The organism is Sphingobacterium ginsenosidimutans, from assembly GCF_039536865.1.
GTDB classification, from domain to species: domain Bacteria; phylum Bacteroidota; class Bacteroidia; order Sphingobacteriales; family Sphingobacteriaceae; genus Sphingobacterium; species Sphingobacterium detergens.
The window spans coordinates 232254-247367 of record NZ_BAAAZK010000006.1; the positions used below are offsets into that span (position 1 = coordinate 232254).

Annotated in this window: 13 protein-coding genes and 1 tRNA gene; 7 read left to right on the forward strand and 7 right to left on the reverse strand. The window is 39.2% G+C overall.

Annotation, left to right across the window (positions count from 1 at the left end; translation table 11 throughout):
• Nucleotides 1-534: 534 nt before the first annotated feature.
• The 5 genes from ABFX33_RS11545 to purD form a co-directional block, all read right to left on the reverse strand.
• On the reverse strand, nucleotides 535-1248 hold the full coding sequence (locus tag ABFX33_RS11545) for a LytR/AlgR family response regulator transcription factor (RefSeq protein WP_257095888.1): 714 nt from the start codon (nucleotides 1246-1248) through the stop codon (nucleotides 535-537).
• Nucleotides 1245-2279: a sensor histidine kinase gene (locus tag ABFX33_RS11550; RefSeq protein ID WP_346086197.1), complete on the reverse strand. Its 1035-nt coding sequence runs from the start codon at nucleotides 2277-2279 to the stop codon at nucleotides 1245-1247. Before ABFX33_RS11550 ends, ABFX33_RS11545 begins: the two co-directional genes overlap by 4 nt.
• Nucleotides 2280-2563: 284 nt before the next feature.
• Nucleotides 2564-2794, reverse strand: a complete 231-nt coding sequence (locus tag ABFX33_RS11555; RefSeq protein WP_257095894.1) for a hypothetical protein — start codon at nucleotides 2792-2794, stop codon at nucleotides 2564-2566.
• A 197-nt stretch (nucleotides 2795-2991) separates the two neighbouring features.
• Nucleotides 2992-3063: transfer RNA gene (locus ABFX33_RS11560), tRNA-Glu, on the reverse strand.
• Nucleotides 3064-3154: 91 nt separating this feature from the next.
• Nucleotides 3155-4429, reverse strand: coding sequence for a phosphoribosylamine--glycine ligase (gene purD, locus ABFX33_RS11565; protein WP_346086198.1), 1275 nt, complete (start codon nucleotides 4427-4429; stop codon nucleotides 3155-3157).
• A gap of 194 nt (nucleotides 4430-4623) precedes the next feature.
• On the opposite strand from purD, the gene ABFX33_RS11570 reads away from it, so the two are divergent.
• From ABFX33_RS11570 to idi, 7 genes are all read left to right on the forward strand, one after another.
• Nucleotides 4624-7308 carry a carboxypeptidase-like regulatory domain-containing protein gene (locus ABFX33_RS11570; RefSeq protein WP_346086199.1) on the forward strand — a complete coding sequence of 895 codons (2685 nt, stop codon included), beginning with the start codon at nucleotides 4624-4626 and terminating at the stop codon, nucleotides 7306-7308.
• Nucleotides 7309-7347: 39 nt separating this feature from the next.
• Nucleotides 7348-8112, forward strand: a complete 765-nt coding sequence (locus ABFX33_RS11575; RefSeq protein WP_346086200.1) for an enoyl-CoA hydratase/isomerase family protein — start codon at nucleotides 7348-7350, stop codon at nucleotides 8110-8112.
• 21 nt (nucleotides 8113-8133) lie between these two features.
• Nucleotides 8134-8817 (forward strand): hypothetical protein, encoded by a 684-nt coding sequence (locus ABFX33_RS11580; protein WP_346086201.1) that lies wholly within the window; start codon nucleotides 8134-8136, stop codon nucleotides 8815-8817.
• Nucleotides 8818-8851: 34 nt separating this feature from the next.
• Nucleotides 8852-10588 carry a phospho-sugar mutase gene (locus tag ABFX33_RS11585; RefSeq protein WP_346086202.1) on the forward strand — a complete coding sequence of 579 codons (1737 nt, stop codon included), beginning with the start codon at nucleotides 8852-8854 and terminating at the stop codon, nucleotides 10586-10588.
• Entirely contained in the window at nucleotides 10589-11131 is a 543-nt protein-coding gene (locus ABFX33_RS11590; protein ID WP_257095911.1) for an NUDIX hydrolase, read from the forward strand.
• Nucleotides 11132-11209: 78 nt separating this feature from the next.
• Nucleotides 11210-12523 (forward strand): nicotinamide mononucleotide adenylyltransferase, encoded by a 1314-nt coding sequence (locus ABFX33_RS11595; RefSeq protein WP_346086203.1) that lies wholly within the window; start codon nucleotides 11210-11212, stop codon nucleotides 12521-12523.
• 71 nt (nucleotides 12524-12594) lie between these two features.
• The gene (gene idi, locus ABFX33_RS11600) at nucleotides 12595-13128 is read left to right on the forward strand and encodes an isopentenyl-diphosphate Delta-isomerase (RefSeq protein ID WP_346086204.1); all 534 of its coding nucleotides are present in this window, start codon (nucleotides 12595-12597) and stop codon (nucleotides 13126-13128) included.
• Between the two features lie 172 nt (nucleotides 13129-13300).
• Here idi and ABFX33_RS11605 read toward each other — a convergent pair whose 3' ends face one another.
• Nucleotides 13301-14125 carry an N-acetylmuramoyl-L-alanine amidase gene (locus tag ABFX33_RS11605; RefSeq protein ID WP_346086205.1) on the reverse strand — a complete coding sequence of 275 codons (825 nt, stop codon included), beginning with the start codon at nucleotides 14123-14125 and terminating at the stop codon, nucleotides 13301-13303.
• A gap of 208 nt (nucleotides 14126-14333) precedes the next feature.
• The gene (locus tag ABFX33_RS11610) at nucleotides 14334-14993 is read right to left on the reverse strand and encodes a hypothetical protein (protein ID WP_346086206.1); all 660 of its coding nucleotides are present in this window, start codon (nucleotides 14991-14993) and stop codon (nucleotides 14334-14336) included.
• Nucleotides 14994-15114: the final 121 nt, after the last annotated feature.

The following is a 15114-nucleotide window of genomic DNA, read 5'->3' on the forward strand; positions in this document are numbered from 1 at the left end:
TTTAAAATATTTATTTTGATTTTGTTTGATTTTCACTCAATCAGAATAGGTTATAACTAGGATTATTAGTTTTCTCTTAAACTATCTGAACCGAAATGTTATCTCATAAATTATTGGAGCATTTCAATTTTTCTATAAAAGTCCAGGGCAGAAAATTTAGCCAGAGCGAGATAAGCATAGTTGACGCCATCGCCAAGGCCAATCCTAAGGTATTGATAATGATAAACGCCCTTTTATTCTTAAAGGTTCTGAGTATGATCCGGAGCTGCTTTTTCTGCATCATGGTATGAATGTCTTGAACTCAAAATGAAAATAGCACCTTCACGATTGATGCAATACGAAAATAAATGTGGTACATAAATGCTGAAGATGAAAAACTATTCAACGGTTTGTTGAGAATATTTAATAAAATAAGCGAATTGTTCAAACTATACATTTAAATAACCTTAATTATCGGCCACCTAAGTCCTGTCTTCTATTCAGGAAAATTGGCTGTCTTAAAAGATGGGTTATGAAAAATGTTTATGGTAGTGATCATAGGATATGTTTCGCTATCAGGCTTAAAAATTGATCCCTATAGCTGTTACTAATCGGTATTTTCGTCTGCCCAATGACGGCCTGATTGTCAACGATACGATCCAAATGCTTGATATTGACAATAAAGGAATTATGGATACGGATAAAGAAGTCCGGCAGCTCTGCTTCCAGTTGTTTCATCCTTTTATAAACCAGGATTTGTCTGTCGGTACTGACGACAGTTACATATTCTTTCTGCGCCTCAAAATATAAAATGCACTGGTAGTCCAATTTGATATACTGTTTTCCTGATTTGACAAATATGTAGTGGTCAGAATGTCGTTCCTTTGAGGTGTCAGTGACTATTTTACGATCAACAAGAACATAATTTCGAACTTTTTCAATGGCATGTATAAACCTTTTAAACGTGATTGGTTTGAGGAGGTAATCGATAGCATTGTATTCATATCCTTCCAAGGCATAAGATGAGTATGCCGTCGTAAAAATAATACACTGATTTTTGGGTAATTGGGCCGCAAGTTCCAATCCCGACATCTGGGGCATGTTGATGTCCATAAAAATAAGGTCAACCTGTTCCTGTTTCAGATAAGCAATGGCTTCAAATGCATCATAGCATTTTTGTTTTAATACCAAAAACGGTACTTTGAGGATATGGTCTTCCAACAGCTTTACAGCATTGGGCTCATCGTCCAGGATCAAACAGTTAATCATCTTTGTAATGGTATAATCAGGTGAACAATAAAATGACCATCACTTTCCTTTTTTTCAAATTGAAAGCTTTCTCCATAAAGTAGTTTCAATCGGGTACACAAATTTTTTAAACCGCTGTGGCTTGTCGCAGGAATTTGGGATGAAACTATACGGTTGGTGACTTCAACATGGAGCTCACAGTTATTTACTTTCAGATTTAAACGCAACAGATTATTGAGGCCACGCCGGTCTATACCATGTTTAAAAACATTTTCAACAAGCGGTATGATGAGCATTGGCGGAATGTTAAACGTCTGGGTATCGCCGACGATCTGAATTTCAACCTTCATCGCATGGCGTAAGCGGATCCGCTCGAGGGCTATATAGTCAAGAACAAACTGAATGTCTGTAGCCAGCAGTATCTCTTTTTTCGGTGCTTCATCAACAAAATAACGCATGATATTGGAAAGTTTTGCCAGCAGCTGAGCTGTTTCCGGAGACTGGGTCTGTGCTACATAATAAATATTGTTGAGTGTATTGAATAGAAAATGAGGCTGTACCTGCGATTTCAATAGGTTTAGTTCAACTTCTGCTGTGTATTGTTCCAACATTTCCTTTTCCTTCCGGACCCTAAAATAATCCAGCGCCATTTTTAGCAAAAAGCTGAAGAAGAACGCCATTAATGATGGGATGATTACGGCTATATAGACCTGTAAGGTTGAACTTTGGTCGACAGCACCAGGAAAGAAAAGCTTCATCATAAAAGCTCTGAATTCTACCCTGTAAACGCTGATAAGCAGAATAAGGAGGAAACTAAATAAAATATAACTTCCTATTTTATGCCGTTGGTAGAACTTTGGCATCAGAAAAAGCATATTTCCATAAATTATAATTGCCCAGCAAAGAACATTGTTGATGGCCGAGTAAAGCGCTCTGACCATAATTGGATAGTCCGTTATTAAATAGGAGACGATCAAAAGAAGAAATACACAGATCCAGCAGATCCATTGAATACGGATCAAAGATGTATCTCGCAATTCTACTCTTTTCATAAATAAATATAAAATTAAAGATTCAAACATTCAATCGGTTTCAATAGATTCAAATTTTTTATCAACAGATGAGCTATATAGTTAAATAATTGGAGGGGTCACTGTTCATTGAAATGTTATGTACGGTGCCTTGCACAACAGAAGCCTCCTAAGCGCCCTGTCGTGGATTCCTTTTGAATGTCGTTGACAAATTTGCCTTTTAGAAATTTACATTCGGACAGACATTTTTCAGATGATCGAGTATTTTATGTTCATTTTCGGCTTCATACTGTTTCAATTCAGTGTTACCTGTCGATGATTGCGTTTGCTTCTGCCGATTCCAGTGCTTTCGGTTCTTCGATGGGCCTTTCCTTTTCAGGATTACATTTGACAAGGTGTATCTTGGTTCCCGTAGGGATCTTTACAACTGGCTTGCCGTTGTACTCCACGAAGCATGTTATTGGCGTTGGTTTTGTGGCTGCCATTTCCCTGAGACGGAAATTTATACCACATTCGATTTTCATCGTTCTTCTCATAATCCACTGATTTTAAACTACCAAACAATAACACAAGTAAGAAAGAAAGTGAAAAGCTACAAGATGTTGGTGGTTCTTTTTGGGGTTATTTATCGAATTAGGGTGAATTTCATCGTATCCTATAAAGTCAAAATCCGCATTTAAATATATTTAAATGCGGATTTTGAATCTTTTTGGCTCTCTTTGGAGCCTCTCTGTAGCCCGTAGGGGAATCGAACCCCTGTTTCAAGAATGAAAATCTTGCGTCCTAACCCCTAGACGAACGGGCCATTTTTAATGCAACTCCAAAAGCTTTCTTGTTTTTGGAGTTGCAAATATATACCTTAAAATCAGTATTACAAAAATAATTTTAAATATTTTTTAGATGAGGTCAAAACCGATGTCACGTCTGAAGTATTTTCCTTCAAAATAAATTCTTCCGGCATCAGCAGTAGCCTGTTGAAGAGCATCAAAAAGGGAGTCTTGTAATGTCGTAACAGCGATCACACGTCCACCGGCAGTGACAACCTTACCGTCCTGCTCCTTGGTTCCTGCCTGGAATACAATAGATTCTTTGACGTTCTCCATATTCGCGATTTCCTTTCCAGATTCATAGGCTCCGGGGTAACCTCCAGCCACTAACATCACCGTAACAGCTGTTTTTGGAGAAACGGTATAAGAACGTTGGTCCAAATTTCCTTGTGCGACACCTTCCAACAGATCCAACAGATCAGATTCAATCCGTGGCAATACAGATTCTGTTTCAGGATCACCCATACGAACATTATATTCAATGACATATGGCTCTCCTTCAACATTCATCAAACCGATGAAAATAAAGCCTTTATACGGAATACCATCTTTCTTCAATCCTTCGACAGTTGGTTTAATGATACGTTCTTCCACCTTATTCAAAAATGTTTCATCAGCAAAAGGTACTGGAGAAATAGATCCCATTCCACCTGTATTTAACCCTGTATCCCCCTCACCTATCCGTTTATAGTCCTTCGCAGAAGGTAATACCTTATAGGAGTTTCCATCTGTCAAGACGAATACCGATAGCTCAATTCCTTTTAAAAATTCCTCAACGACAACGACGCGGCTGGCCTCTCCAAATTTGGAATCCGCAATCATAGCTTTCAATTCCGCTTTGGCATCTTCAAGTGTTTCACAGATCAAAACACCTTTTCCCGCAGCCAGACCATCAGCTTTAAGAACGATAGGCAACTTTTGGCTCTCTAGATACACCAATCCTTCGTCCAATGACGCGACATCAAAAGAACGTGATGCAGCGGTAGGTACACCATGTCGATCCATAAACTGTTTCGAAAAATCTTTTGAGCCTTCTAATTGGGCTCCTTCCTGTTGCGGGCCGATTACTGGAATATCTTTCAAATCTGCACGGTTCAAAAAATAATCATGAATACCTTTTACCAAAGGCTCTTCAGGTCCTACGACTACCATCTGGATAGCATTTTCCAACACAAAGGATGCTATAGCTTCAAAATCAGTAACTTTAATATTGACATTTTGGCCATATGCTCCTGTACCAGCATTTCCTGGAGCAATAAATAATTGACCTAAACGTGGACTTTTCGACAACTTATAGGCGAAGGCAGATTCACGACCTCCGGAACCGATTATTAGGATATTCATAGCACAAAGATATTTTTTTTATGCTAATTTTCAGGCATAAGATGGTTCAAAAACGGATTTTAAATTTATTTTCCGGCTTAAAAGAACTCCAAAGCATCAATACAAATAATTTAACTTCTCCAATTCGATAATATTTTGATTTATAAGTTGATTAAAGGAAAAATATTTTCTAATTTTCAAGAAACATTAGTTATATGTACGCTCGAATATTGTTGTTAGTCAATTGCCTATTACTTCCTTTCTGGGCGCTCGCTCAAATTGATCAAACGTTACAGACATTGGAGTCTTACCATGAAAATCATGTAACTGAAAAAATTTATCTACACCTAGACAAAAATGACTATTCGGCCGGTGAAAATATTTGGTTCAAAATGTATTGCACCACCGCACCTTTCAATTACTTGAGCAATATCAGCAAAATCGCCAATATCGAATTAATCTCCCCAACAAATAACGTCATCAAGAGCATCAAAATTCCATTAACATTAGGGCTCGGTATTGGTGATTTCAGCTTATCTGACACCCTCGTAGAGGGTTCGTATAGAATTAGAGCGTACACCCGTTGGATGCAAAATGATTCCATATCCAATTTCTATGAGCGCATTATCCCTATTACCAACGGAAGAGCAGATAATGTCATAACCCAAAGCACATTCCTTAAAAATGGAAATGAAAATTTCTTCCAGATCAATCTAAAAACAATTCAAGGAGCACCTCTAATAAACAGTAGTGTAAGCTATGCCCTCAAACAAGATGGCCAAAAGGAAAAGACTGGACGGTTAAAATCCAATGAAAATGGAACAATAGCACTTGAACTCAAAGATAACTTTAAAGGCGGGCTATTAACATTGCAATTCCTCTCCTCAGATAAAAGACGTGTTTTAAAGAGTTTTACTATCCCAAATCCAAATCAGCAAAACAGTATCCAGATTTTTCCTGAAAGCGGTGAATTAGTAAACAATATCTTGAGTAAAACTGGAGTCAAAGTGCTTAGCCCCGCAGGCTTGGGTATAAAATCAAAAATCAAAATCGGGGAGGAAAACCAGACACCGATCATCGAATTTGAGACCAATGCCCTTGGTATGGGAAGTATGCCGCTTATTCTAAGCACTGGGAAAAAATATATTGCCACGGCAGTCTTCCCAGATGGAAATTCTGTGAGTGCTCCTCTGCCGCCAGTTGCAGCCTCCGGCTATGTACTTACCGTCAATGCTGGTTTAAAAGACAAGATTGCAGCCCAATTATCCTCCACTAGCGATCTGGTAACGGGCAAAGATGTTTATCTAATCGCACAATATAACGGCATCGTACTACATGCTGTAAAGCAAAAGCTAAATGGACCGGAGATTCTATTCAACATTCCCAAAAAGGATCTTCCTTCGGGAGTGATTCAACTATCTGTACTTAATGAACAGATGACTCCCTTTATAGAAAGACTCGTTTTTAATTACAATGCTCCTAAAACATTATTTCCAATAGCGATCCAATTAAATAAGTCCTCCTTTGCGACGAGAGACCAGGTCATCGCAAACCTCTCTGTAAAAGAAGGCAGTAGCGATACCTCAAAAATAGCGGCACTCTCTGCAGCTGTAGTCAATCTCAGTAAAATCGATTCTACGACAGATCAATATTATTCTTCGATAGTCTCGGAGCTTCTACTCAAGTCCGATCTCCGTGGTTTTGTAGAACGACCCAATTATTATTTTGAAGATTTAAATAACATCCGGTTTGGTGAGCTTGACAACCTGATGTTGATTCAGGGTTGGCGTAAGTTAGACTGGAAAAACTATCTCAATACCACGAATACGGTGTATCCACCAGAAAAAGGTCTCACGATCTCGGGAACGGTAAAGAAAACTGGGCGCAAAGCGGTCGTTCCCAATGCTAAAGTGACCCTAGTACCGACCAGCAATATGATGCTGAGTATAGATACATTGACAAATAATGATGGTCGATTTGTTTTTGAGGACCTCTTATTCGCCGACAGTATTAAATTTATAGTAACCGGGAATGGTCCAAAGGAGAAGAATAGAGTCGATATACTTGTGGACGAGACCACAGCGCCTGCAGTTAATGAGAGCAGAGACCAGCCATTGATCGCGAATGATGTAAACAGCAAACTGATCGATCAGCTCAAAGGTAGCCAACAATTTTTGACGGAACTGGAAGCTGCTGGTATTATTCAAAAAAGTATTAAATTGGAGGAAGTACAGGTGAACAGGGTAAGGGCCAATAAAGCAGACAAAAATTCAAGAAACCTCAATGGCCCCGGTCATGCAGATCAGGTCATATCTGCCGAAGATCTATCGACCTGCACAACCCTGGAGCAATGTCTCGCGGGGAGACTGGTAGGCGTGATCTTCAGAAATGGAGTCCCTTACAGTACCCGATCGATGGGAATGAACGGGGGTAGTCCCATGCAGGTTGTTTTAGATGGCATGTACATTGAAGCTGATCAGATCAGCATGATCAATGTTCAGGATATCGCGAGTATCGAGGTGCTGAGAAGCATAGGCAATACCGCCATTTATGGTATGTATGGCGGAAATGGTGTATTGGTTATCACGAGTAAATCTGGCGAGGCACTCTCAGCGTCCTATACACCGACTGGAATTGTCACAATTGTGCCCAAAGGACTGCATGTAAACCGTAACTTCTACAAACCACAATATAATACCGCACAAAAGCAGGAACTTAGGCGTGACCTAAGAACAACCATCGCCTGGGAGCCTAATTTGGTCACAGAGAAAAATGGAAAAACCAAATTTGATTTTTTCACTTCTGATGAACCCGGAACTTATAAAATTACCATCGAAGGAATTGACATGGAGGGTAAAATTGCCCATCTTGAATATTTAATAGAAGTAAAACCACAATAGCAACCCGAACAAACCGTTATAAATTTATATAAATTCGTTATGGAGCATATCAAAACCAAAATAGAAGACCATATTTTAAGTATTTTTTTGGATCGGGGTAAGTCTAACGCCATCGATACACTGCTATTGAAAGAGCTTATAGAGACATTGGAATCTAGCCAAGAAAACGATGCCGTGCGTGGGGCGATCCTTATTGGTAAGGAGAACTTTTTTAGTGCTGGTCTTGACCTAATAACCTTGTTCGGCTATGACGAGGATCAAATCCGGGAATTCTGGAATCTTTTTTTAGAGGCAACCTCGCTACTGGCCTCTTTCCCTAAACCGATAGCTGCCGCCATATCTGGCCATAGCCCTGCTGGAGGTTGTGTATTTGCCTTATGTTGCGATTATAGAATCATGGCTGAGGGTAATTTTGTCATAGGACTTAATGAAATACCTGTTGGCCTTATCGTTCCTGAAAGTATCTTTCAACTTTATGCTTTTTGGATCGGGAAACGACATGCTTATCAGAATCTCCTTGAGGGAAAACTGCTTTCTCCCCAGGAAGCAAAATCACAGGGCTTAGTGGATGAAGTCGTTCCAGCGGATATACTTTTTAATACCGCCGCAAAGAAGATAAGACAGATCACGCAGTTTAATCAAAATACCTGGCAGACTTCTAAACTAAACTTCAGAAAAGAAATAATTCTTAAATTGCGCGAAAATAGAGAAGAAACCATTCAGGCTATTCTCGAGCAATGGTGGCTTCCGTCAACACGGTCTATATTAAAGTCGATCATCGAAAACTTGACTTCAAAAAAATAATATATAATAAACGAAAATCACATGAGAAATCTCTTTTTCTTTGTTCTTATCTGTCTCTCCATAGGTGTGATCTCCTGTAGAAACAATAAAAAAGAAGACAAGGCAGTAAAAATTGCCCAGGATTCTATCCCTTTGGATACTATAAGCAAACCGGACACGATCGAAAAAGAAGTGAAGAAAGAGAATACTGAAACACTTGAAGAAGTATTGGAAAAAATTGCCAAAGCATATACCGATCAAGACAGTAAAACAATCAACAACTATATCCATCCAAAATTAGGGATCTATATTATCTATCGTCCGGGGGCATTGGATTCGTATGTACATCAAAGTAGTTTTAACTTTTCCAAACCAGTACCAGAATATCATTCGTATGAAAAACTGAGTTACAAAGGTCCTCTAAAAGCAGGAAAATTGCCTGCTTTTGACTGTGGAACAATGAAATGGGACAAACTAGGTTTTTTTTATGATAAGAAGTCCCGTCCGAATGAACTGTCACAAACGGCCAAATTCATGAATGAGATTTTAGATGCAAAAATTAATCAAACCGAATTACAGCGATTGAGAAATATAGAAACCAGAAGCTACCGTGCGATCATGACTTCCAACGAAAGCGAAGAACCTTTCGTTTTTCATGTCACAAAAGAGGGGGAAAAGTGGTATATTACAGTCATAGACCGCGCCTATGCAGGTTGTGACGCATAAAAGAATTTTTTACATTTAGCCATATTTAACGATCATGGGAAATTTAGATAAAGACATACTAGAGAAAATCGACGATTGGTTAACCTCCAGTTATGACGAGGAAACAAGAGCCTCCGTCCAGAAATTAATAGATGATCAGGCAGAGACAGAACTTATTGATTCATTCTACAAGGATCTTGAGTTTGGAACAGGAGGTTTAAGAGGAATTATGGGTGTAGGATCCAACCGTATGAATAAGTATACAATTGGAAAAGCTACACAGGGATTATCAAATTATCTAAAAAAACAGTTCCCCAACCAGGAAATAAAAGTAGCTGTTTCCTACGATAGCCGTAACAATTCGCAGTCCTTTGGTCAGCTTGTTGCCCAAGTATTTGCAGCAAACGGTATCAAGGTTTATCTTTTTAACGAACTACGTCCTACACCAATGCTATCTTTTGCCATCCGCCATTTTGGATGTAAAAGTGGGGTCATGTTGACTGCTTCGCATAATCCCAAAGAATACAATGGCTATAAAGCTTATTGGAACGATGGATCCCAATTGACAGCTCCTCATGATAAAAATGTGATCGATGAGGTCAATGCTATCGCCAGCGTCAAAGACATCAAATTTGAAGGGAATACCCAAAATATTATTCCTGTTGGTGAAGAAATTGATCCAATTTATATCGATGCCAATAAAGCATTAAGTATACATCCGGAGGCTGTACAAGCACAGAAGGACCTAAAAATAGTTTATTCTCCGATACATGGTACCGGAATTACGATCGTTCCAAAAATGCTTGCTTCGTGGGGCTTTGAAAACGTTACTGTGGTCACCGAACAGGCGACTCCTGATGGGAACTTCCCTACAGTGATCTATCCTAACCCTGAGGAGGAGGATGCCATGGCCTTAGCGAAGAAAAAAGGGGAAGAGATTGATGCAGACCTTGTTTTAGCAACCGATCCAGATGCGGACCGCGTTGGGATCGCGGTTAAAAACAATCAAGGCCAATTTCAATTACTCAATGGTAATCAAATTGGCAGTTTGTTAATCTATTATGTGCTGAGTTCAAAAAGTGATCTAAAGCAATTGGGCAACAATCCCTATATTGTGAAAACGATTGTAACCAGTAACCTTCAAGCAGACATTGCAAACCATTACCATGTTTCTCATTATGAAACACTCACTGGGTTTAAATATATTGGTGAACTGATAACAAAACTAGGTGATTCAGCACAATATCTTGCGGGTGGAGAGGAAAGCTATGGCTACTTAGTCGGTGATTTAGTCCGGGATAAGGATGCGCCTAATTCATGTGCATTCTTGGCAGAAATGACTGCATATTTTAAGTCAAAAGGCAAGACTGTGTATGAAGTTTTGTTAGATATCTATCAAGAATTTGGCTGTTATCAGGAAAAGCTGATCTCCTTAACAAAAAAAGGAAAAGCTGGAGCCGAGGAAATTCAAGCCATGATGGCTGGTCTACGGCAAAACCTACCTACCAAGCTTGGCGGAATCGAAGTCAAAGAAATTCGGGATTATGAGCTTTCCCAAACAACGGACATGAAAACAGGCCGTAAAAGCGAAATTACTCTTCCAAAGTCGGATGTATTACAGTTTATCACTGTGGATGGTGACGTGATTTCAGCTAGACCTTCGGGTACAGAGCCCAAAATCAAATTCTATTGCTCCGTTAAGGGGACGCTTCAAGATAAAAGTAATTACCTAAGCCTTCAAAATATATTGGAAGAAAAGGTAGACCGTATGATGAAAGATATTGTTGGATAAATGGAAAAATGGAAACGATTATCATTCGAATATATTTGTAAGGAACCTTGGGCAACATTACGCAGGGATACTTGCGAACTACCCGATGGGCGAATTAATGACCACTATTATGTCCTGGAATATCCGGATTGGGTCAATATGGTCGGCATCACTGCACAAGATGAGTTGTTAGTAATCCGGCAATACCGTCATGGTGCAGGTATCATTTCATTGGAAATTCCGGCTGGTACCACTGAGCCGGGAGAAAATCCGCTAGACGCCGCAGTCCGCGAAATGCTTGAAGAAACGGGATATCAGTTCGATAAAATTGAAGAGATTGCGAGCCTCTATGCCAATCCCGCGACAAGTGGCAACATTACATATACCTACCTCATGACAGGTGGACAGAAAGTTCAGGAACAAGATCTGGACGAACACGAAGAGATTGAAGTTTTTCTTATCCCACTTGAGGAAGCGAAAACAATGTTGCTGGAAAACAAATTTAGTCAGGCATTACACAGCAGCGCATTATTCTATGCTTTTAATAAATTAGGCTTGTTATAAAACAAGCCTAATTTTATTCTGTTTTTCTCTTTCATACTTTAATTTTCACTAGACTTTTGATTTTTGTACCTTTGTGCTATGGCAAGAGAAATTTTTGAAACCAAGCGCAAGGCCCTGAAAATAAATCTAAATCCTGAGATTTATGGAACCTTCGCTGAGATCGGTGCTGGACAGGAAGTCGCACGAAACTTTTTCAATGCAGGGGCCGCATCCGGCACAATTGCAAAAACAATGTCGGCTTATGACATGGCATTTAGTGACGCGATTTACGGTGAGGAAGAAGACGGCAGATATGTCAGCAGAACCCGCTTAAAAAAGATGCTTTCCCATGAATTTAACCTGCTGACGCAACGACTACATGGCGATAAGTATTGCAACAAAAAATTCTTTGCCTTTGCGGACACTGTTACCACGCTTAACTTCACCAAAACCAATGAGCCTCATGGCTGGATTGGTCTCCGTTTTCAGCACGAGGTCGGTGGCCCTACAAATGATATTATTGTCCACGTCAGACTTTTGGACAGTGACAATCAGCTGCAACAAAAAGTACTGGGTATTATCGGTGTAAACCTGCTGTTTGCGGCTTACTACTATACAGAAAATGTGCAGACCTTAATTGAATCCTTGGTCGATAATTTATCTGTCGGATCTGTCGAAATTGATTTAGTTAAGTTAAACGGTCCTTTGTTTGAAAATGTCAGCCAACGACTGATCAACTTATACCTCATTGCCAAAGGATTTGCAAAGGCTGCTATTTTCCAACCAGATGGTAAAGCAGTACAGATCAAGGATTATTTGTACAAAAAGAATATCATCTTACTTCGCACAAAATACCGCCAGAAATCACTTCCTAACTTTGACCTATTTAACCTTGCCGTCGAGCAGTTTAAGAAAAATACAGGGGCAACGGACAGCGATACCATTGTATTGATCGAGGTGTTAATGGGTAATGTATTGGAAGATACACATGAGATCACGGATGAAGATCTACAGGAATTTGCGTCGAGAGCAGATGAATTATGTGCCACAGGCAATAACATTATCGTCAGCAACTTCCGTAGAAACAACCATTTAGCGGAGTTTATAAGCAACTTCAAACCCAAAAATATCGGGATTGCAACAAACGTTTATAACTTAAAGAACATCTTCAATTCGGACAATTACAATAAAGAACTCTACACCAATGAATTATTATCCTACATATCAGGTATGTTCAATAAGAATGTAAAGCTTTATGCTTATCCATACCTATTGAAAAAGGAAAATAAAATCATCACAACGCAAAATATGCCCGTTTCGGAAGAAGCCAAACCGCTATTTGAATTCTTAATTAAAAACGGTTACATCATTGATATTGAAAATTACGACGAGAAATTTGTAAAAACTGTATAACACAAATCTTCGCGATAATTTATTATATAGTCCAATTTGGTTAAATTGGACTATATTTATGTTTGAGCCTTATGAAGCAAGAAAATGTAATACTAGTCGATTCCAATGACAGTGTCATTGGAAGTATGGAAAAATACGAAGCTCACGAGAAGGGTTTGCTACATCGAGCTTTCAGTGTCTTTTTGTTCAATAACAGGGGTCAGTTGCTCATGCAGCAAAGGGCTTTGGACAAATATCATTGCGGCGGTTTATGGACTAATAGCTGCTGTTCTCACCAACGGCTTGGCGAAAGCAACTTAGATGCTGCCGAACGTCGTCTGATGGAAGAACTCCGGATCAAGGCATCAGACCTATATGATTCATTTTCGTTTGTATACAAAGCCGAGTTTGACAATGGCCTTACCGAACATGAATTTGATCACGTGCTTATTGGAAAATTCAACGGTAAGTCTAATTTTAATGTTGCAGAAGTAGCAGCCATACAATATATGGATCAGCAGCAGATCGAAGATGAGATCGCGCACTTTCCAGAGAAATTTACCCCTTGGTTCAAACTCATCTATCAACGTGTATTTGAAACCTATTGGGACAAATACAAAAAATAGGATCATCAAAAAAGCCCTATGGCGATAGAAGGACTTCGACACCATCCTTATCATGTCTACACTTCATCAACAGCACGCTAATACAAGCTCTAGGATCTGCTAGCCCCGCAAATAAAAAGGAGCAATTCTATCATAAATTGCTCCTCTCATTTTTATACAGATCAAGAAACCCCTATAAGTATTTTTTATAGATGGAATACATAATCTTTAGATCGTTTTCATTCAAAAATGCAGTATTCACATCTTGTTGAATATAGTGAATTTTAAAAGCCTTTATGGCTGCATCCAGATTACGGACATCGTAGCCAATAATACGCAAAGCCATTTTTGGATTAAAATCGATTGGTGGCGTTTCTAAAAATTCCTCATACCAATAGCCAAATCCCTGATCGGCCAATTTTTTCCAAGGGAATCGTGATGGGTCATTTTTACGCGAAGGTGCCAGATCCATATGTCCAATAAAATTTGCCTGCGGAATCTTATAGGTATTTTTCAAATAGTTCAGCAGCTGAATCAACGCATTTATCTGTGCATCCGTCCAGGGGTCTGTCGTCCCATTATTATCCAACTCGATACCTATCGATGAGGAGTTCAGATCAGTATCATTCCCCCATTTACCCAAACCTGCATGATGGGCCCGGTATAGATCATTTACCATCTGTACCACCTTACCATCCCGCCCCACAACATAATGTGAACTTACCCCTGCTTTCGCAGAGTGAAAGGTACGGATTGTCTGTCCTAACGAATCCTGAGCTGTATGATGAATGACGACAAAATTAGGTTTTCGGATACCAAAATTGATGGAGGCGATCCATTGCTGATCTTTGACATTTACTTTCTCCAACTGCCCAGATACAGGAGACTGGCGATACAAATTAGAAAACTCTTTTGCTTGGTTTTTATATACCTTTTCGGTCTTAGCATATTTATTGCCAGCACAAGATGTGATCAATGCTGCAATAATAAAAAGATTGAATCGTGATGTTACCCTCATATCGAAATGTTTCAACACAAATATACTTCCAAAATAGGATATCGGTGTGATTGTACCCTAAAATGATACAATAATCTTCCTTTTCAGAGGCGCCTCCAATGAAATGGCCAGTTGTTCTTGAGCGATTTACCGCACACGAGAGCTGATCATCAAAAAAGTCCAGACGGAATAGCTGGACTTTTTGAGATCGATGTAACGTATCGATATTTTATTTTAAAGCGCTTACATTCAATTTACCCATGAATGCTTTCAGCTCATCTAAACTATACCCATTGCCTCTTAGTGTGATCAAATAACGATCTTTTTCAAGGTAACTGATTTCGGAACTCTTTGGTGTCGAACCTTCTACACCTTTATTATCCATTGTCTTTGCACGCTTTCCTTCAAAATCACCCGTTTTCTCTACTTCCGTATCAGTAATATTTTCTGAATCGACCATAAAACCCATTTGAGCAAGACTAACGATAGCCGAAGCGGTCTCACCGGCACCATCAATAATGCTTATTTTAATATCCTTTTGATCATCAACAGTATAGGTTGCGTCGCCAGAAACGACACTGACGCCATACATCGAGCCGGCAGAATAAGATGTTCTTTTCAAACCGTCTAAACTTTCTGGGAGAAATGCTTTTAATTCGTCCGAACTCAATGGTTTTTCAGATTTTAGTTTGGCCTGAAGTTCTTCCATTTTTTTTGCACCATCAGTCAGGTTATCTAGATTAGATACCCCCTTAACCACATCCGAGATTCCCGCACTTGTTTCATTATCATCTCCTGCACCATCCTTGGATTCGTTGCGATTACCGCAACTTGTGATCAAAATAGCTGCGCCTAATAATAGGGACATTATGCTCAATTGTCTTTTCATGATTATCGGTTTTTTAGATAAAACGTTAGAAAGATAAAAAAATGATTTAATTGGCGCAACTATTTAAAATATAGCCGTAAAATAGTCCTATTCGTTTTTCCTGAACTTATCTAAGAATGTT

Bases quoted from the DNA above. Each gene is read 5' to 3' on its own strand.
- idi (WP_346086204.1), top strand. From the start codon at position 12,595: ATGAAGCAAGAAAATGTAATACTAGTCGATTCCAATGACAGTGTCATT.
- purD (WP_346086198.1), bottom strand. From the start codon at position 4,429: ATGAATATCCTAATAATCGGTTCCGGAGGTCGTGAATCTGCCTTCGCC.
- ABFX33_RS11590 (WP_257095911.1), top strand. From the start codon at position 10,589: ATGGAAAAATGGAAACGATTATCATTCGAATATATTTGTAAGGAACCT.
- ABFX33_RS11555 (WP_257095894.1), bottom strand. From the start codon at position 2,794: ATGAGAAGAACGATGAAAATCGAATGTGGTATAAATTTCCGTCTCAGG.
- ABFX33_RS11580 (WP_346086201.1), top strand. From the start codon at position 8,134: ATGAGAAATCTCTTTTTCTTTGTTCTTATCTGTCTCTCCATAGGTGTG.
- ABFX33_RS11605 (WP_346086205.1), bottom strand. From the start codon at position 14,125: ATGAGGGTAACATCACGATTCAATCTTTTTATTATTGCAGCATTGATC.
- ABFX33_RS11570 (WP_346086199.1), top strand. From the start codon at position 4,624: ATGTACGCTCGAATATTGTTGTTAGTCAATTGCCTATTACTTCCTTTC.
- ABFX33_RS11550 (WP_346086197.1), bottom strand. From the start codon at position 2,279: ATGAAAAGAGTAGAATTGCGAGATACATCTTTGATCCGTATTCAATGG.
- ABFX33_RS11545 (WP_257095888.1), bottom strand. From the start codon at position 1,248: ATGATTAACTGTTTGATCCTGGACGATGAGCCCAATGCTGTAAAGCTG.
- ABFX33_RS11575 (WP_346086200.1), top strand. From the start codon at position 7,348: ATGGAGCATATCAAAACCAAAATAGAAGACCATATTTTAAGTATTTTT.
- ABFX33_RS11610 (WP_346086206.1), bottom strand. From the start codon at position 14,993: ATGAAAAGACAATTGAGCATAATGTCCCTATTATTAGGCGCAGCTATT.
- ABFX33_RS11585 (WP_346086202.1), top strand. From the start codon at position 8,852: ATGGGAAATTTAGATAAAGACATACTAGAGAAAATCGACGATTGGTTA.
- ABFX33_RS11595 (WP_346086203.1), top strand. From the start codon at position 11,210: ATGGCAAGAGAAATTTTTGAAACCAAGCGCAAGGCCCTGAAAATAAAT.